The organism is Massilia eburnea (genome assembly GCF_009720745.1).
Lineage (GTDB): Bacteria > Pseudomonadota > Gammaproteobacteria > Burkholderiales > Burkholderiaceae_D > Rugamonas > Rugamonas eburnea.
In genome coordinates this window covers 21,189-38,907 of sequence record NZ_WNKX01000014.1, presented here as the reverse complement: position 1 = coordinate 38,907, position 17,719 = coordinate 21,189, and the positions used below count along the sequence as shown (strand labels likewise).

At 61.7% G+C, this 17,719-nt stretch carries 15 protein-coding genes and 1 other RNA gene; 7 read left to right on the top strand and 9 right to left on the bottom strand.

Features of this window, described 5'->3' with window-relative positions:
* Position 1: 1 nt before the first annotated feature.
* From ggt to GM658_RS17825, 8 genes are all read right to left on the bottom strand, one after another.
* Complete coding sequence (gene ggt, locus GM658_RS17860; protein WP_155455412.1) at positions 2 to 1,771, bottom strand: gamma-glutamyltransferase; 1,770 nt, start codon at positions 1,769 to 1,771, stop codon at positions 2 to 4.
* Positions 1,772 to 1,777: 6 nt separating this feature from the next.
* Positions 1,778 to 2,221 carry a hypothetical protein gene (locus GM658_RS17855; RefSeq protein ID WP_155455411.1) on the bottom strand — a complete coding sequence of 148 codons (444 nt, stop codon included), beginning with the start codon at positions 2,219 to 2,221 and terminating at the stop codon, positions 1,778 to 1,780.
* Positions 2,222 to 2,346: 125 nt separating this feature from the next.
* Positions 2,347 to 2,910 (bottom strand): PEP-CTERM sorting domain-containing protein, encoded by a 564-nt coding sequence (locus GM658_RS29100; RefSeq protein ID WP_211841890.1) that lies wholly within the window; start codon positions 2,908 to 2,910, stop codon positions 2,347 to 2,349.
* Between the two features lie 193 nt (positions 2,911 to 3,103).
* Positions 3,104 to 3,994 (bottom strand): RNA polymerase sigma factor RpoH, encoded by an 891-nt coding sequence (rpoH, locus tag GM658_RS17845; RefSeq protein WP_155455410.1) that lies wholly within the window; start codon positions 3,992 to 3,994, stop codon positions 3,104 to 3,106.
* Positions 3,995 to 4,291: 297 nt separating this feature from the next.
* Entirely contained in the window at positions 4,292 to 5,206 is a 915-nt protein-coding gene (ftsX, locus tag GM658_RS17840) for a permease-like cell division protein FtsX (protein ID WP_155455409.1), read from the bottom strand.
* Positions 5,203 to 5,862: a cell division ATP-binding protein FtsE gene (locus tag GM658_RS17835; protein ID WP_155455408.1), complete on the bottom strand. Its 660-nt coding sequence runs from the start codon at positions 5,860 to 5,862 to the stop codon at positions 5,203 to 5,205. Before GM658_RS17835 ends, ftsX begins: the two co-directional genes overlap by 4 nt.
* A gap of 20 nt (positions 5,863 to 5,882) precedes the next feature.
* Entirely contained in the window at positions 5,883 to 6,926 is a 1,044-nt protein-coding gene (gene ftsY, locus GM658_RS17830) for a signal recognition particle-docking protein FtsY (RefSeq protein ID WP_155455407.1), read from the bottom strand.
* 50 nt (positions 6,927 to 6,976) lie between these two features.
* Entirely contained in the window at positions 6,977 to 7,927 is a 951-nt protein-coding gene (locus tag GM658_RS17825; protein WP_155455406.1) for a MerR family transcriptional regulator, read from the bottom strand.
* Positions 7,928 to 8,282: 355 nt separating this feature from the next.
* Here GM658_RS17825 and GM658_RS17820 point away from each other — a divergent pair, with 355 nt between their 5' ends.
* Positions 8,283 to 9,413 (top strand): porin, encoded by a 1,131-nt coding sequence (locus GM658_RS17820; protein WP_155455405.1) that lies wholly within the window; start codon positions 8,283 to 8,285, stop codon positions 9,411 to 9,413.
* A 54-nt stretch (positions 9,414 to 9,467) separates the two neighbouring features.
* Complete coding sequence (locus GM658_RS17815; protein ID WP_155455404.1) at positions 9,468 to 9,965, top strand: hypothetical protein; 498 nt, start codon at positions 9,468 to 9,470, stop codon at positions 9,963 to 9,965.
* Here GM658_RS17815 and GM658_RS17810 read toward each other — a convergent pair whose 3' ends face one another.
* A complete protein-coding gene (locus GM658_RS17810; RefSeq protein WP_155455403.1) occupies positions 9,966 to 11,663 on the bottom strand; it encodes a thiamine pyrophosphate-binding protein in 1,698 nt (565 codons plus the stop codon).
* A gap of 184 nt (positions 11,664 to 11,847) precedes the next feature.
* Between GM658_RS17810 and rnpB the strand changes: the two genes are divergently transcribed.
* From rnpB to mraZ, 5 genes are all read left to right on the top strand, one after another.
* Positions 11,848 to 12,179: RNase P RNA component class A (gene rnpB, locus GM658_RS17805), an RNA gene on the top strand.
* A gap of 12 nt (positions 12,180 to 12,191) precedes the next feature.
* Complete coding sequence (gene glpK, locus GM658_RS17800; RefSeq protein WP_155455402.1) at positions 12,192 to 13,676, top strand: glycerol kinase GlpK; 1,485 nt, start codon at positions 12,192 to 12,194, stop codon at positions 13,674 to 13,676.
* Positions 13,673 to 14,446: an AraC family transcriptional regulator gene (locus tag GM658_RS17795; protein WP_229416963.1), complete on the top strand. Its 774-nt coding sequence runs from the start codon at positions 13,673 to 13,675 to the stop codon at positions 14,444 to 14,446. The genes glpK and GM658_RS17795 overlap by 4 nt, the downstream gene beginning before the upstream one ends.
* A gap of 98 nt (positions 14,447 to 14,544) precedes the next feature.
* Positions 14,545 to 16,800, top strand: a complete 2,256-nt coding sequence (locus tag GM658_RS17790) for a M9 family metallopeptidase (protein WP_155455400.1) — start codon at positions 14,545 to 14,547, stop codon at positions 16,798 to 16,800.
* Between the two features lie 478 nt (positions 16,801 to 17,278).
* Positions 17,279 to 17,707 (top strand): division/cell wall cluster transcriptional repressor MraZ, encoded by a 429-nt coding sequence (gene mraZ / locus GM658_RS17785; protein ID WP_170298863.1) that lies wholly within the window; start codon positions 17,279 to 17,281, stop codon positions 17,705 to 17,707.
* The last annotated feature ends 12 nt before the right edge of the window (positions 17,708 to 17,719 follow it).

Sequence of the window (17,719 nt, the reverse complement as noted above, 5' to 3'; positions counted from 1 at the left end):
ATCAGTGCCCGCGCTTTTGTACCAGGGCGCTTCCCACGCCATGCCGCTTGCCTTCGCTGACGGCGGTCACCGTGCCATCGGGATTGAAGACGATGGCGTTGGCAGCGCCGATTTCTTCAACGCCCGCGTCGTCCCAGTGCTGGCCGAAACGCTCCAGCGCCCTGGCTTGCGCACTGCCGGCAAAACCAGGTTCGATGGAAGTCGCCAGGCCATTGCGCTCCGAAATACGCGGCGCGTTCAGCGCAGCCGGCATGTCCATGCCCAGGTCGATATGGTTGAAGATGGTTTGCAGCACGGTGGTGATGATGGTGGCGCCGCCCGGGCTGCCGATCGTGAAGGCCGGCTTGCCGTTGCGGAAAGCGATGGTGGGCGACATGCTGCTGCGCGGCCGCTTGCCCGCTTCCGGCACGTTCGGGTGCGGGCCGGTGAAATCGAAGTCCGTCATCTCGTTATTCAGGATAAAGCCATAGCCCGGCACCGTGATGCCGCTGCCGCCCCATGACTCGATGGTGAAGGTGTAGGCGACGATATTGCCGTCCTTATCCGATACCGCCAGGTGGGTGGTGTGTGCGCTTTCCGACAGCAGTTTCGATTGCGGCGCGCTGGCCGGACGCAAAGGCACGCTCAGGTCGCGCTGGAACGGGTAAGGATCGCCGGGCTGTGCATGATGGTGCGCTTGTGTCGGATCGATCAGCTCGCGGCGCCGGGCCGCATATTCCTTGCTCAGCAATCCTGCCACCGGCGCTTCCACATATTCAGGATCGGCCAGGTAAGCATTGCGGTCGGCGAAGGCCAGGCGCGCCGCCTCCATGTACAAATGCTCCGCCTTCTCGCGCGGCATGGCGTGCAGGTCGAAGCCTTCCAGGATGTTCAGCGCTTCCGCGATCGTCACGCCGCCGCTGCTGGGCAAAGGCATGCCGACCAGCTCATAGCCGCGATACGTGCTGCGCACCGGCTGGCGCCAGCGCGATTCGTAATTGGCCAGGTCGCCGAGCGACATGCGTCCCGGCCGCACCGACACGCCGGCAGCCACCGGCGGCTGGTTGACCGCATCGACAATCGCCTGCGCCAGTTTGCCGGAATAGAAGGCCTTCACGCCGCCGCTGGACAGCAGGCGGTAAGTCCTGGCCAGGTCCGGGTTGCGCAGCAGGGTGCCCGCCGGCAGGGCCTTTCCATCTTTCAGGTAGCGGGTCGCAGTCTCCGGAAACAGCGCAAACTTCTTCTCGTTTTCTTTCGCCAGCGCGACGAAGTTGTCGTTCAGGCGGAAGCCGTCCGTCGCCACCTTGATGGCCGGCGCCAGCACCTGCTTGAAGGACATGGTGCCGTAGCGGTCCAGCGCATCGTGCCAGCCGCGCACCGTGCCCGGCACGCCGACCGCCATGCCGCTGGCGACCGCGGTGTCGAAATCCATCGCCTTGCCATCGGGCGCGAAAGCATCGGGCTGGAAGGAAGCCGGCGCCACCTCGCGGTGGTCGAGCGTGATGACGCGCTTTTCCTTGGCGAGGTAAATCACCATGAAGCCGCCGCCGCCGACGCCGCAGCTGAATGGATCTGTCACCCCCAGTGTGGCGGCAGCCGCAACCGCCGCATCCACCGCGTTGCCGCCCTTGTTGAGGATGCTCAGCGCGGCCTGCGAGGCCGGTTCGCTGATGGTCGCTACAGCGCCGCCGGTGCCGCTGGCAACCGGGGTCTTGGCCCAGGCCGGGGCGCTGAACGCCAGCGCAAGGATGATGGTGGAGCTCAGTCGCTGGGGCAGGGCGTTTGGCGTCATGGGCAGCTATGTCGGTTGGGAAATAAGTACCCGCAAGCTTACCCGATAATTTGGCGTCGCCGCCTTCAGCGCTGGTACTTCGGCCGGTTCCACACCAAGCAGGGTGAAGGTCAGGCCGTTGCGTGTCAGCGACTTGCTGGCGCCCGGCATATCATTTGCCAGCACGAAGCTGGTATTGCCTTGCTTATCGCTCAGCACAAAGCTGTAGCTGATATAGCCGGCCCAAACGCAGACGGCGCCTTGCCTGCAGCGGCTGTCGTTGACGCGCTCCAGCTTGAGCGTGACGGCAGGGGCCAGTGTGACGGATTCCCCCTGTCCCAGCTGATAGCTGGCGCTGGTGCGCGGTGCTGGACGGCTGTCGCCGTCCTCGGTGCTGCGGGTTGAGCCGCAGGCGGCGGCAATGGCGAGGACCAGGCCCGCCATGCCCAGACAGATCAATCTAGCTTGCATGATGTTCTCCTCTGGCCTGAGAACAGCTTAGCAAATCATAAAGCGCCGTGTTGCACTGTTGAGTCCACTCAACAATAAAAAAGGCGCCCCGCGGGGCGCCAGATTTTATTGTTGCTTTTAACCGCTTATTTTGTGCGGCGGCGGCGCGCCATCCCCAGGCCCAGCAAGCCGGTGCCCAGCAGTGCAAGTGTGGCAGGTTCAGGAACAGCGCCGCCAGACGGCTCGCCAGGTTCGTCAGCGGTGCCCGCCAAGACCTTGAAGTCGACGTTGGTGTTGTTGTCGTGAATGTTCAGCGAATCCAGCTTGAAGGCATAGACCACGCCGCCGGTCAGCGTCACGTCATCCCAGTAGGCCGAGTAGCCGGCCGGCTTGGTCTTGGCTTGCGAGATGCCATTGATCAGCAAATCGAAGTCGAAGTCCTGCACCGCGCCACCGTTAGGCGGGGTGATGCCGAAATCGAAGGTGGTGGTGGCCAGTGCTTTGACGTACAGCACGGTCAAATCCTGGACGTGGATCCAGTCGGCGAAGGTCCAGACCGAGTCGCCATCCGGGTTCCAGCCGGCACTGATCGAAGAATTGATAGCCAGCGTCAGTGGATTAGCCGAGGTTTCGCCTGGTTTGATGGGACCCGCGACGGCCGAGCCGACAGCCAATGCGCAAATTGCGGTCAGTGCAAGCTTCTTGAACATGGGTAACTCCTCAGTGAATGTACTCAGCAGTTACAAAGCAATCGGCGTGCCAGAAACCGAAACTCATCCATATCAAGGACTTAGCAAGTGTTGCATATGGGAATGTAAAAATTCCCGACATTAAGAAGCTTGCTTTAGGGTTAAAAAAACACCGATCCTTTCGGAATCGGTGCTTTCGTCGGGGCAACGGCGTTTACATATAAGCGGCCAGCGCGCCCTTCATTTTCTTCAGTGCCGCAGCCTCGATCTGGCGGATACGCTCGGCCGACACGCCAAATTCTTCGGCCAGCGTGTGCAAGGTGGCGCCGGAGCCATCGTCGTTGGCCAGCCAGCGCGCCTCCACGATGCGGCGCGAGCGCGCGTCGAGCTTGGACAGGGCGGTTTCCAGGCCCTCGGACTGCAGGCGCACCACCTGTTCCGCTTCCAGCACCTTGGTCGGCTCCATATTGTCGGAGGACAGGTAGGCGATCGGCGAGAACTTGTCGTCTTCCTCGTCGGAAGGCGCTTCCAGGGCGATGTCGCGGCCGCTCAGGCGGGTTTCCATTTCGATCACTTCCTCGCGCTTCACGTCCAGCGCCTTGGCCAGCTCGTCGATCTGTTTCGGCGACATGGCGTCCAGGCCCTGCTTATGGCTGCGCAGGTTGAAGAACAGCTTGCGCTGGGCCTTGGTGGTGGCCACTTTGACCAGGCGCCAGTTCTTCAGGATGTACTCGTGGATTTCAGCCTTGATCCAGTGCATGGCGTAGGACACCAGGCGCACGCCCTGGTCCGGGTCGAAACGCTTGACTGCCTTCATCAGGCCGATATTGCCTTCCTGGATCAGGTCGCCGTGTGGCAGGCCATAGCCCAGGTAGCCGCGCGCGATCGACACCACCAGGCGCAGGTGCGAGGTGACCAGCACTTCCGCCGCCTTGAGATCGTTCTTTTCCTTCAAGTTTTTGCCCAGCGCCACTTCTTCCTCGTGGGTCAGCATAGGCAGGCGGTTAACGGCCGAGATATAAGCGTCCAGATTGCCCAGGCTCCCGCTGAAGCCAAGGGTCAGCGCGTTGCTGCCGGCAGGTACCAGTGCGTTTGTTGCGGTCATCTTATGTATCCTCGCTTGAAGGGAAATGCTTTTCAGAGTTACCAGCATGCACGACTGAACTTAAATGATTCTTAACCTCTATCGTGCCGTTCTGAACATATATTAGCACTCTCCTCAGGTGAGTGCCAATCGCTGAGATTCTATGGCTTTCATAGCAAAATCTCTATCGGGACAGGGCAAATCCTTGCGCAAGATCAAAGTCAGGATAGGGCGGAGGGCGCGGCGTGACCGTGCGGGTACGCACCGAAAAGCCGGCGGCAGAAAAAGGGGGCGTACCCCTTTTTCTGCCGCCGGCTTTTAATTCAGGCGCGACAGGTGGCGCTGGACGGAGAGCAGGGCGCCGAACAGGCCGAGGCTGGCGGACAGGGCCAGCAGGCCGATGGTGCTGAGGGGCGCCAGCGGCGCCAGCTGGAATTCCGAGGCGTACAATCTTGCGAAATCGGCAATCGCGTGGTTCAGCGGCTGCAGGGCGAGGGCGACGCCAGCCAGGGCCACGCCGCCGGCGCACAGGCCGAGCAGGGCGCCAGTGTAATAGAAGGGGCGGTGGATGAAGCTGTCGGTCGCCCCGATCAGCTTGGATACCAGGATTTCTTCACGCTGGGTCATCACCTGCAGGCGGATGGTGTTGAACACCACAGCCACCACCACCGTCGCTAGGGTGGCGGCCAGCAGCAGCAGGGCCAGGCGCAGCACGCCCAGCAGCGCTGCCAGGCGTTTCACCCAGGCCGAGTCCACCTGGACCGATTCGACGCCCGGCAGGGCGCGCATCTGCTCCGCAATGCCGTCGATCTGCTGTCCTTCGGCCGCGTTCTGGAAGGCATTCAGCTTGACCACGTAGCTATCCGGCAGCGGGTTTTCGCCCAGCGTGGCGACCACGTCGGACAGGCCGCTCTTGGCATTCAGCTCTTCCAGCGCCTTTTCGCGCGGCTTGAAGATGATCTTGGCTTGTGGTGCGATGCCGCGCAGCGCGCTTGCCAGGGCGGCGGCTTGCTCGCGCGGGGTTTCGGCATTGATGAACACGCTCAATTCAGGCTCAACTGCCATCTGCTCCGACATCGGCCGCACATTGTCCAGCAAGGTCACGCCCATGAAGGGCAGTGCCAGCGCAATCGCGACCACCAGGATATTGAACAGGAAAGAACCGGGCGCCCGGCGCACATGCACCAGGGCGTAACCAAGGGCGAACAGGTGGTGGCGCAGCCAGGTGCTCATGCGGCCTCCTTCATCAGTTCGCCGCGTTCGAGGTGGATCACGCGCGCGGCGCCGTCCAGGATCTGTTCATCGTGCGAGGAAATCAGGCAGGTCACGCCCACCGAGTGGAAGGCGTGCAGGGCGTCGATCACCTTGTTGGCGCTGGCGCGGTCCAGGTTGGCGGTCGGCTCGTCGGCGAGGATGATCTGCGGCCGGTTGACGATGGCGCGCGCGATCGAGACGCGCTGCTGTTCGCCGCCGGACAGGGCCAGCGGCTGGGCGTCGGCGCGGTCCAGCAAGCCTACCTTGTCGAGCGCGGCGCGGGCGCGCTGCTCGGCGGCGGCGCGCGGCGATCCGGTCACCAGCAGCGGCATCATTACATTGGCCAGCACGCTGCGGTCATTCAGCAGGCGCTGTTCCTGGAAAATCAGGCCCAGGTTGCGGCGCAGGAAGGGAATGCCGGCGCGCTTGAGGGCGCCGATATCCTGGCCATTGACCAGCACCTTGCCGGACGTCGGCCGCTCCATGGCGGCGATCATCTTCAGCAGGGTCGACTTGCCGGCGCCGGAGGGGCCGGCGAGATAGACCAGCTCGCCCTTGGCGATGGTGAAGGAAATGTCGCGCAGGGCGACACCGTCGGGGGAGTATTGCTTGCTGACGTGCTGGAATTCGATCATGTAGGCCGCGAATCGGTCAATTATGCGAGCAGTGCTTCAACAAATTCAGCCGCGTTGAACGGCTGCAGGTCTTCAATCTTTTCGCCAATGCCGATGAAGTACACCGGCACCGGGCGTACGCGGGCGATGGCGGCCAGGATGCCGCCTTTCGCTGTGCCGTCGAGCTTGGTAATGATCAGGCCGGACAGCTGCAGTGCATCGTCGAAGGCTTTCACCTGGGCCAGTGCATTCTGGCCGGTATTGCCGTCGATGACCAGCAGGGTTTCGTGCGGGGCGCCTTCCATGCCCTTGCCGATCACGCGCTTGACCTTCTTCAGCTCTTCCATCAGGTGCAGCTGGGTTGGCAGGCGGCCGGCGGTGTCGATCATGACCACATTGGTGCCGCGCGCCTTGCCGGACTGAACGGCGTCGAAGGATACGGCCGCCGGATCGCCCGATTCCTGGGAGATCACGGTCACATTGTTGCGTTGGCCCCACACCATCAGCTGTTCACGGGCTGCTGCGCGGAAGGTGTCGCCTGCCGCCAACAGCACGGACTGGCCATGGGCCTGCATATGCTTGGCCAGCTTGCCGATCGTGGTGGTCTTGCCGGCGCCGTTGACGCCGGAAATCATCATCACCAAGGGCTGGTGGCGGCCGAGTTCGAATGGTTTCTGCAGCGGCTGCAGCAGCTCGATCAGCAGCTGCTTGAGTGCATCCTTCACTTGGGCTGCGTCGAGCAGCTTATCTTCCTTGACCTTGCGCTTGAGCGCATCAAGCAGGAACTGGGTGGCGTCGACGCCGGCGTCGGACATCAGCAGGGCGGCTTCCAGCTCGTCATACAAGTCGTCGTCGATCTTGGCGCCGACGAAGAGGATGGACAGGTTGGCGGATGTCTTGGACAAGCCAGCCTTCAGGCGGCTCATCCAGCTTTGTTTGGGTTCCGGCTTGGCGGCAGTCTCGACTTCGTACGCCAGGGGCGCGGCAGGCTCGGCGCTGGCTGGCTGCGCAGGCGCAGGGACAGCCGCTGGGGCTGCTGGCGCCGCTTCCGGCGCGACCGGTTTCTTCTTGAAAAAACTGAACATGGACAGGTTGGCAGAGGGTCCTTCAATCGAACCGCATATTCTACCAGAGCCTAGCTGGCGATCTGCCGCTGGCGCTGACGCCATTCCGCGACCGCGGTGCCGATGTCGGCCAGTTCGCACACATTCACGTAAGTTGGCGGACGTTTGCGCAAGGCCGAATTGCTGCCGCCAGCCCAGATCTCGGCCTGTTCCGGCAGGCGTGCCCGCAGTTCACGCAGGCTGTCGTTGACGTGGCGCGGATTCATGGTTGTCGAAAAAGACAGCGCGACGATGTCCGTTTGCATGGCGCGTGCGGCTTCGACGATATCGGGCAGGGGAGTTTGGACGCCTAGCGGAATGCAATGCGCTCCCTCGGCAGCGAACATCGCTTCCGCCATCAGCAGCCCAAGGCCGTGCCGTTCTTGCGGAAGCGTGGTTAACAGCACGCGTGGGCGCGGCGTGCCGCTGCTGTGGTTCACCTGTGGCACCGAGAACACCGCGCTGCGCAAGACGATCTGCACGGATTCTGCGAACAAGTGCTCCTCAAATACCGCGAACTGCCCGCATGCCCACGCCTCTCCGACCAGGATTGCCAGTGGCCCAACCAGGTTGATGACGAAGCTCTTCAGGCCCATCACCAGCATGGACTGGGTCAGCTTGCGGCGGAAAGCTTCCATCTGGTGGGTCTTGCAGAGATCCAGGTAGGCCTGCAGTTCCGGGTGCGGGCGTACGGTTTCGGGTTTCTGGCCGATGGCAGCCTTTTGCGCAAGCGCTTGCAGCTCGTCGGAGGAATAGCCGATGACTTTGCCGGGACGGTAACCGAGATCGATCAATCTCTTGATCAACCTCAATTTAATTACCTGCTCGCTTGGGTAGACTCGTTCCCCGAACGTATCGCGTTCAGGGCGGGGGAAGTCATAACGGCGTTCCCAGACGCGCAAAGTTTCCTTTGCAAGACCGGTGTCCCGTTCCACGTCACTGATGGTGGATGGAATTGTTACAGAAATCGCACTCGTTTTCATTCGCCGACGGCGCCCCCAGATTGATACGCGACCTGCATTCTAACGCCGAAATTCGACACAAAGTTGCATGCGGTGCAGGCTAGTTTCACTATGAAACCGGCGCTCTGGGCGCTTGTCCATGACACAATGTTGGCATTTTCATTTTAGCCCCTAAAAGCTCTGAATGTGTGAAACGTGTCCTGAACAAAAAAGCCGAATATGACGAAAGAATGACAGGAAAAATCGTTGGTAATTTGGGCCACGTTGCAATACGTAGTAGTACGTGCTTAGCAGGAAATATTGAGTTCATATAAAATGAGCCCTGTTCAGCGCCAAAGAGCCCTGATGATCGATAACAAAACCAAAGGAAGAAAGCATGAAAAAAAGTCTGATTTCCCTCGCGATCCTTGCAGCATCCGGTGCAGCTTCTGCACAATCTAACGTCACCATCTACGGCATCATGGACGCTGGTATCGTCAGCGAACATGGCGGCAAAAATGGCAATGTGACCAAAGTCGGCTCCGGCATCAACTCCGCCTCCCGCATCGGCTTCAAAGGCACCGAAGACCTGGGCGGTGGCCTGTCTGCAGTGTTCACCCTGGAAACCGGTATCAAGGAAGACACCGGCGAGCTGGACAACACCAGCAACCGCCTGTTCAACCGTCAAGCCTTCGTCGGCCTGTCGTCCAAGACTGCCGGTACCCTGACCCTGGGCCGCCAGTACACCCCTTGGTACAACACCTTCGTGCAAGTTGGCGACCCATTCCAGGCTGGCCTGGAAGGCTCCGCCAAGAACATCTTCCCAGCGAACGGCATCAACGTTCGTAACGACAACTCCATCGTCTATCGTTCCCCAGAATTCTACGGCGTGTCCGGCGAGCTGTTCTACGCAATGGGCGAGAAAGCGCATGCATCGACCGGCCGTCAACTGGGCGCGTCGATCGGCTACCAGAACGGTCCTCTGAACGTTCGCGTTGCCTACAACAACATCAACAACGACACCGCGGTAGGTAGCGTTGTGACCGAAAAACAAATCGGCCACAACACCCTGATCGCTGCCAACTACGACTTCAAAGTCGTGAAGGCATACGCCATGTTCGGCTCCAACAAAGGCCTGAACAGCGCTAACCTGACCAGCGCTTCCCTGCCTGGCGCGACGACCGGCCTGCCAGCTGGCTTGCCAGCAGGTAGCTCCTTCAGCGCGTACAACGGCTCCGTCGTGTCGCCATCGCTGGACAGCCGCACCTGGCTGGTGGGCGCAAACGTACCGGTGTCGGCTGCTGGCTCGATCATCGTTTCGTACGCGAAAGTTGATGACAAGACCTATGACCAGGACGCTCACCAGGCTGCGATTGGCTACACCCACTCGCTGTCGAAGCGTACCAACCTGTACCTGTCGTACGCTAAGATCAACAACAAGAACGGCGCTTCCTACATCGTTGGTAACAACTCCGACGTAGGTACCGGTGACTCCGCTTACAGCGTAGGCATCCGTCACGCCTTCTGATCGACACCAGTTCCTGGTCAAAACGGCTGCCTGGTGCAGCCGTTTTTTTTATATATGCGAAAACAACTCCTGATCGGCGGCTCGGCCGCTTTTGCGTTGATTGCGCTGACCGCCGCCATGGCCGCGCCGGGCAAGCGGGCGGCCGTCCAGCACGGCGGCGGTTTGCCGCGCTATGGCGTGATGGTGTATTCGGATTTGTGCGTCAACCAGGGTAGTGGGGAATTCGGCGGGCAGCGCATCACGCTGCAGCGTTTTGCGGAAGCCGATTCCGTGATCTATGAATACACGGCGGGGGGCCTGAGCTGGCCGCTGGTGGCGACGGACGTCAACGTCGACCCGCGCGGCAAGATGATGTACTTCACGGTGCAGGAAGGGGAGGAGGAGCGCACCATCAGCGGAAAATTCTCCGCCGATGGCGAAACGCTGACCCTTGAAGGCGGCTATTGCGACGACCAGTCGCAACCGATGGTGCTGGCCAAAGTCCACGACTTTGCACGCCAGGCCCAGGCCTGCAAAGCCTGCCCCGCGCCGAAGCGGCAGGGCTCGGACTGATTATTTACCGGCTGCGACGGCCTGCTTGCGGATGGTGTCGAGCGTGGCGCCCGGGGTGATCAGGTTGCCGTCATAGCGCAGCTCGATGATCGCCGGCAGGTTCTGCTCGCGGGTGAAGGCCAGCGCGCGCTGCAGGGCAGGCGCGAATTCTTCGGTCGCTTCAACCGTTTCACCATGGCCGCCAAAGGCGCGCGCCACCGCGGCAAAATCCGGGTTGTGCAGCGTGGTGCCGGAAACGCGGCCAGGATATTCGCGCTCCTGGTGCATGCGGATGGTGCCGAACATCTGGTTGTTGAATACGATGATGACCACGCCAGCCTTGTACTGCACGGCGGTCGCCAGTTCCTGGCCGTTCATCATGTACTCGCCGTCGCCGGCGAAAGTCACCACGGTGCGTGACGGATCGATGATCTTGGCTGCCACGCCGGACGGCACCGAGTAGCCCATGGCGCCGCTGGTCGGCGCCAGCTGGGTGCGCGCCTGGCCGTATGGCCAGTAGCGGTGCGCCCAGGTCGCGTAGTTGCCGGCGCCGTTGGTGATGATGGTGTCGGCCGGGCACTGCGCCTTCAGTTCCTGCACTACCTGCCACAGGTTCAGCGGGGCGTTGTTGTCCTTGAAGATGCTTGGCTGCTGCTGCCAGGCGTTGTATTCGGCGCGCGCCTGTTCGACGCTGTCGCGCCATGCGCTCGCATCCACCGGCTCCATTGCGGCCAGCATTGCCGCCGCTTGCGGCATGCCCGAGGCGATCATCAATTCGCCCTGGTAGACGCTGCCCAGTTCTTCCGGGCTGGCGTGGATGTGCACCAGCCGCTGTTGCGGCACCGGCGACGAGATGATGGAGTAGCCGCTGGTGGTCATTTCGCCGAGGCGCGGACCGATGGCGACCAGCACATCGGCTTCCTTCACGCGTGCCGCCAGTTTCGGATTGATGCCGATGCCGACGTCGCCGATGTAGTTCGGGTGCGTGTTGTCCAGCAGGTCCTGGAAGCGGAAGGCGCAGCCAACCGGCAGCTTGTTCGCTTCGGCGAACTTGCGGATATCGGCGGTCGCTTGTGCGTTCCAGCCGCCGCCGCCCAGCAGCAGCATCGGGCGCTTGGCTTCGGACAGCATCTGGCGCAGTTGCGCGATCTGTGGCGCGGAAGGCGCGCCCTGGGTCGGCACATAGGCGCGGGTGTCGGCCACGGTGGCCTTGGTGGTCAGCATGTCTTCCGGCAGGGCCAGCACGACGGGACCCGGACGGCCGCTGGTGGCGACCTGGAAGGCGCGGGCAATGTATTCGGGGATGCGGTCGGCGCGGTCGATCTGGGCGACCCATTTCGCCATCTGGCCGAACATGCGGCGGTAGTCGACTTCCTGGAAGGCTTCGCGATCCATGAAATCGCTGCCGACCTGGCCGATGAAGAGGATCATCGGGGTCGAATCCTGGAAGGCGGTGTGCACGCCGATCGAGGCATTGGTGGCGCCCGGGCCGCGGGTCACGAAGCAGATGCCCGGCTTGCCGGTCATCTTGCCGTAGGCGTCGGCCATGAAGGCGGCGCCGCCTTCCTGGCGGTTGATGATGAAGCGGATGCCCGATTCGTGCAGGGCGTCCAGCACGTCCAGGTAGCTTTCGCCGGGCACGCCGAAGGCGGTGTCGGCGCCGTGGACTTTCAGTGCATCGACCAGGATCTGGCCGCCGGAACGAGGGATTTGCGTCATGGTACTTGCCTTCTTATACATGGATTTGGCATTCTATGCCTGCTCTGGGGAAATAGCTTTCCGATTTGCGACACCTTTTTACGGTTGGTGTCAGCGTTAAAAAAAGGGGACGTACCCCTTTTTCGTGAAAAAGGGGTACGTCCCCTTTTTTTAACGCTGACACCAATGATGTAGAATATCGCCCGAAGCAAGCCAGACAGCCGCTGGCCAAGGTAGCAATACCGAGGCGGGAGGAAGGTCCGGACTCCACAGAGCGGGGTGACGGTTAACGGCCGTCCGCTGAAAGCCAGCAATGGTATAAGGCGAGGAATAGGGCCACAGAGACGAGCGTATTAAGTTACGGTGAAACGCGGTAACCTCCACCTGGTGCAATTTCAAATAGGCACGCGATGATGTTGCTCGCGGAGCGTGCGGGTAGAAAGCTTGAGCGGCGGAGTAATCCGTCGCCTAGAGGAATGGCTGTCATAGCACCCTCGGGTGCCGTAACAAAATCCGGCCTATCGGCTTGCTTCAACTAATTCTTGAGAGATGACTCAATACATCCTCGCCCTGGACCAGGGCACAACCAGTTCGCGCGCCATCCTGTTCGACCACGAGGGGAAAATCGCAGGATGTGCGGCGCAGGAATTTCCCCAGCACTTCCCCCAGCCAGGCTGGGTCGAGCACGATCCCAACGAAATCTGGAACAGCCAGCTTACCGTAGCGCGCAAGGTCCTGCAGGACTTCGACGTGAAAAAGGTGCGCGCCATCGGCATCACCAACCAGCGCGAGACCACCGTGGTGTGGGACCGCAAGACCGGCGAGCCGATCGCGCCCGCCATCGTCTGGCAGGACCGCCGCACCGCCGACTACTGCGAAGAGCTGCGCGCCGCCGGCAAGGCGAAAATGATCTGCGAGGCGACCGGCCTGGAGCTGGACGCCTATTTCTCCGCCACCAAAGTCAAATGGATCCTGGACCATGTGCCCGGTGCGCGCGAGCGTGCGCGCAAGGGCGCGCTGTGCTTCGGCACCATCGATTCCTGGCTCGCGTGGAAGCTGTGCGGCGTGCACGTCACCGACGTCTCGAACGCTTCGCGCACCATGCTGTTCAACATTCACCTGATGCGCTGGGATTCCGACCTGCTTGCGCTGTTCGACATCCCGGAAGGAATGCTGCCGCAAGTGGTGTCTTCCAGCGAAGAGGTGGGCGTGACGCGCGAAGCGCTGTTCGGCCATGCAATCCCGGTGGCGGGCATCGCCGGCGACCAGCAGGCAGCCACGTTCGGCCAGGCCTGCCATCAACCGGGCATGGTGAAGAATACCTATGGCACCGGATGCTTCATGTTGATGAATGCGGGCCGCCATCCACGCACCTCGCATAACCGCCTGCTGTCGACGGTCGGCTGGCGCGTCGACGGCGAAACCGACTACATGCTGGAAGGCTCTGTCTTCATGGGCGGCGCCACCGTGCAGTGGCTGCGCGACGGCCTGGGCATCATCCAGCACTCGAGCGAAGTCGAAGCGCTGGCCGGCAGCGTGCCTGACAGCGGCGGCGTGTTCCTGGTGCCGGCATTTGTCGGCCTGGGCGCGCCGCACTGGGATCCCTATGCGCGCGGCGCCATCGTCGGCCTGACGCGCGGCAGCAACAAGGCGCACATTGCGCGCGCCGCGGTGGAGTCGATTGCTTACCAGAGCGCCGAACTGCTGGCGGCGATGCAGAAGGATGCCTCCATGCCGGTGACGGAGGTGCGCGCCGACGGCGGCGCCGCCCGCAACGACATGCTGATGCAGTTCCAGTCCGACCTGCTGGGCGTGCCCGTGCTGCGCCCGAAGGTCACCGAAACGACGGCGCTGGGCGCGGCTTACCTGGCCGGCCTGGCCGTGGGCTTCTGGGAATCCCAGGAAGAAATCGCCAGGCAGTGGGCTTGCGAGCGCCGCTTCACGCCGGCGATGGGGGATGACCAACGCGCCCAATTGCTGGCAAAATGGAAGCGCGCCACAGAGCGCGCCAAAGCATGGGAGACACCTTTATGATGGACCGTCCGTGGAATGTGGAACTGGACGCGATCGAAAAGCTGTTCGACGCGTTGACCGAAGTGGCCTTTTTCGTGAAGGACCGCGACGGCCGCTATGTAGCCGTCAACAATACGCTGGCGCGCCGCTGCGGCCTGCGCAACAAGACCGACATTCTCGGCAAGACTGCGATGGATGTGCACCCGCATCCGCTGGCGACAGCCTATGAGGCGCAGGATCGCCAGGTGATCGAGATGGGCGCCACCATCGAGAAGCATCTCGAGCTGCACCTGTATCCGAACCGCCGCCGCGGCTGGTGCCTGACGCACAAGACCCCGCTGCGCAATGAACATGGCGACATCGTCGGCCTGGTCGGCACCTCGCACGACCTCGGCCTGGTCGACGAGCAGCACCCGGTCTACCGCCAGGTGGCACGCATCGCCCAGCGCATCCGCGACAACTACCACCAGCAGCTGAACCTGGCCGACCTGGCGCGGGAAGAAGGCTTGTCGCTGGCGCGCGTCGAGCGCCTGTTCCAGAAGGTGTTCCACTACAGCCCGCGCCAACTGCTGCTGCAATCGCGCCTGGAAGGGGCGCTGACGCTGATCGAAGCCCACCCCGGCCGCAGCATCGCCGACATTGCGCGCGAATGCGGCTACACGGACCACAGCGCCTTCAGCCGCCAGTTCAAGGCGATGACCGGCTACACGCCAAGCCAGTACCGCAACGGTTCCGGAACGCGCACACCTGTGGCTTTTTCGCCCATCTCCTGTGCAGTTCACGCTGCCTGATCCAGCGAAATCACACTAACGGCGCGCACGGTTGCAAGCGCGCCGCGCCTCCTCGTTAGCATGGGCTCTCCCATTTAACAACGAGAAGAGGTGGAGACATGAAGTTGCACCCAATTGGCATGGCCGGCCTGCTGGCCGCCATGCTGGCCAGCGCCGCCGCGCAAGCGGCAAGCAAGCATGATGGCGATGGCCACGAGCAGAAACTCAAGCAAGCCCCGGCGCCGCACCAGCGGCAAACCCTGCCGCCATCCGTAGAGCAAAGCAAGTACGACCTGGCGCCAACGCGCAAGCCGCGCAATGACCTGATGCCGCGCAATATGAAGGCCAGCGTGGCGCCAACGCTGGCAACGACCCAGTGCAAGGACATGACCGTCCTGGCGGGCTATAGCGGCGCGGCACTGGCCGACTATGTGGCCAACCTGCCGGACTACGAATGTACCTACCCGCTGTTCTCCGCCGATACGTCCCTGGCTACCGGGATCTATTCCAGCGCCAACGTCAGCGCGGTCGCCAGCCGCCTGGCAAGCGAAGCTGCCAGCTACAACGGCACCAACATGAAGCTGGTCAACCTCGTGCTTTACCTGCGCGCAGGCTACTACCAGGCCAGCAACGGCACCATTCCTGCGTTAACCGAATCGGTGCGCGCCCCCCTGCGCGCAACGCTCCACAGCGCGGTGCAGGGCAGCAGCCTGTATGCCAACAACACCGTTGCCTCGACCACTGCGGCTGAAACCTGGCGCCTGATCACCAATATGCACGACGAGGTGCAATACCTGCCCGACGTGAAGATGACGGTCGCCCGCTTCACCAATACCGGGACCATGCCGACGGCAGCGGATGCCCTGAAGCAGGACAGCGCAGGCGGCGGCATGACCGGCGCACTGAATGTGCTGTTCCGCGCCCACACGATGCCTGATGTGGGCACGACCCTGTCGAACGACATCTCTTATGCCAACACACTGTACGCCTTCATCACCGCCAACAAGCCGGCGCTGCTGAACACCAATGCCAGCTACCAGCTGACTGATACGTCGAACGAGACCTTCCGCTTCATGCAGTACGCAGGCCTGAAGCCGCAGGTGAAACCGATGGTGCAGAACACGCTGAACACCAGCACCATGCTGGGCGCCGACGGCGACATGTGGCTGGCTGCAGCGCAAGCGGTCAAGTACTACGACAACGCCAACTGCGGCCAGTACGGCACCTGCAATTTCGAGCAGCAGCTGGCCAACGCCGTGCTGAAGACCACCTACAGCTGCAGCCCTACGCTGCGCCTGCGTGCACAGGACGTGACTTCGGACCAGGTGCAGCAGATCTGTTCCTCGCTGGCGACGGAAACCACTTACGCCCACGCCATGCTGCAGACCAATAACACCCCGGTCGCGCATGACAACAACACCTCGCTGGAACTGGTGGTGTTCGACGACTACACCAACTACAGCAAGTACGCCGGCATCATTTACGGCATCGACACCAACAATGGCGGCATGTACCTGGAAGGCGATCCATCGCAGGCGGGCAACCAGGCGCGCTTCATCGCCCACGAGGCATCGTGGCTGCGTCCGACCTTCAAGGTGTGGAACCTGGAGCACGAATTCGTGCACTACATCGACGGCCGCTTCGACATGTACGGCGATTTCGGCATGGCGACTTCGGTGCCGACCGTGTGGTGGATCGAGGGTATCGCGGAATACCTCTCGCTGAAGAACAACAACCAGACGGCGATCGACATGGCGCGCACCCGCAAGTACCGCCTGAGCGATATCTTCGGCAACACCTATTCGATGGCGGACTACCAGGACCGGGCCTATCGCTGGGGCTATATGGCGACGCGCTTCATGGTGGAGCGCCACCGTGCGGACGTCGACCAGGCGCTGGCCAATTTCCGGGTCGGCGACTACAGCCGCTACAACAGCTTCATGCAGGGGATCGGCACCCGTTACGACAGCGAATTCGCCGCCTGGGCCGACGCGGCTACCACGGCTGGCGATCCGCCGATGCCGGATAGCGTGTCCAACCTGCCAACTTGCAGCGGCCAGGCCTCGCCAACCTACCTTGGGCAGAACTGCGCCATTCGCAACCTGTCGTCCAGCACGCGCACCTACCTGCACCTGATTGTGCCGGCCGGCGCGAAAAACGTGAAGATCATGAGCGCCGGCGGCACTGGCGACATGAATATGTATGTGGCCCTGAACCGTTATCCGACCACCACTTCCTACGATTACGCCTCGGCCAATGCCGGCAATGCTGAAAATATCAGCATCCCGAGCCCGGTGGCCAACCAATGGTATTACATCGTGCTGGAAGCGAAGCAGCCGTTCAGCGGCGTCACGGTTGGCGTCACTTACGAGTAAAAAGTGTCCTAAGCCGTATAATGGTGGCAAGCGGTGGCAACACCATTTGTCTATACAAGTTGCCGCCCAGCTCTCCTGGGCGGCAATTTTTATTTGAGGGTCCGGATCACGCGCAAAGCGTGGCAGGCAGTCATTCTCCCGCCAGGGCGGGGTCCCGGCACTTGTTGTTAATTTGCTAAAGTGTCGTTGTCATCAGGCAACCTAACGCCGATTTCCACATTTATTTTTAGTCATTTTTTTCAGGTTTCGCCCTCTTTGCATGTGAAGTAGCACTTTCACTATCTTTCATAAGTCCCTAATTTCTCAATGGTTTTTAGTGCTGCCATTTCTCAAGGAATGGCGCTAAGTCCTTCATTTCATTGGACAAATCGGTATTTTCACTTGGGAAAATTGCTTGACCGGCTTGTGAGCATCCTCTAAAGTGGGCGATAGTGTGAAAAAGTGTAGTTTTGTGGGATTTTTTAGATAAGGTTAAGTCGTGTTCCAAGGCGCGTCCGCGATCACATTAGATGCGAAAGGCAGGATGTCCATCCCGGCCAAGCATCGTGACGCACTGATGATTCAGTGCGAAGGACGGCTCACGCTTACCAAGCACCCGGATGGCTGTCTCCTGATGTATCCGCGCCATACCTGGGAAGCCAAGCGCGACCAGATCGCCGGCTGGCCGATGTCGGCCCGCGGCTGGCAGCGTATCCTGCTGGGCAACGCGACCGACGTCGAGATGGATTCGGCCGGCCGCATCCTGGTGGCGCCTGAATTGCGCGACGCCGTCGGCCTGGGCCGCGAGGTCGTGCTGTCCGGCATGCTGACCCACTTCGAGATCTGGGATCCGGTCAAGCGTGCCGCCAACGAGCAAGCCACCATCGAGGTTGGCATGCCCGATACCCTGTCCGATTTCTCTTTCTGAGGCCTGACTCAT

Excerpts from the sequence above, each read along its gene's own strand:
- GM658_RS17855 (WP_155455411.1), bottom strand. The coding sequence starts at position 2,221 with ATGCAAGCTAGATTGATCTGTCTGGGCATGGCGGGCCTGGTCCTCGCC.
- GM658_RS17810 (WP_155455403.1), bottom strand. The coding sequence starts at position 11,663 with ATGACGCAAATCCCTCGTTCCGGCGGCCAGATCCTGGTCGATGCACTG.
- ftsX (WP_155455409.1), bottom strand. The coding sequence starts at position 5,206 with ATGAGCACCTGGCTGCGCCACCACCTGTTCGCCCTTGGTTACGCCCTG.
- GM658_RS29100 (WP_211841890.1), bottom strand. The coding sequence starts at position 2,910 with ATGTTCAAGAAGCTTGCACTGACCGCAATTTGCGCATTGGCTGTCGGC.
- GM658_RS17815 (WP_155455404.1), top strand. The coding sequence starts at position 9,468 with ATGCGAAAACAACTCCTGATCGGCGGCTCGGCCGCTTTTGCGTTGATT.
- GM658_RS17825 (WP_155455406.1), bottom strand. The coding sequence starts at position 7,927 with ATGAAAACGAGTGCGATTTCTGTAACAATTCCATCCACCATCAGTGAC.
- ggt (WP_155455412.1), bottom strand. The coding sequence starts at position 1,771 with ATGACGCCAAACGCCCTGCCCCAGCGACTGAGCTCCACCATCATCCTT.
- glpK (WP_155455402.1), top strand. The coding sequence starts at position 12,192 with ATGACTCAATACATCCTCGCCCTGGACCAGGGCACAACCAGTTCGCGC.
- GM658_RS17820 (WP_155455405.1), top strand. The coding sequence starts at position 8,283 with ATGAAAAAAAGTCTGATTTCCCTCGCGATCCTTGCAGCATCCGGTGCA.
- rpoH (WP_155455410.1), bottom strand. The coding sequence starts at position 3,994 with ATGACCGCAACAAACGCACTGGTACCTGCCGGCAGCAACGCGCTGACC.
- GM658_RS17790 (WP_155455400.1), top strand. The coding sequence starts at position 14,545 with ATGAAGTTGCACCCAATTGGCATGGCCGGCCTGCTGGCCGCCATGCTG.
- GM658_RS17795 (WP_229416963.1), top strand. The coding sequence starts at position 13,673 with ATGATGGACCGTCCGTGGAATGTGGAACTGGACGCGATCGAAAAGCTG.
- ftsY (WP_155455407.1), bottom strand. The coding sequence starts at position 6,926 with ATGTTCAGTTTTTTCAAGAAGAAACCGGTCGCGCCGGAAGCGGCGCCA.
- GM658_RS17835 (WP_155455408.1), bottom strand. The coding sequence starts at position 5,862 with ATGATCGAATTCCAGCACGTCAGCAAGCAATACTCCCCCGACGGTGTC.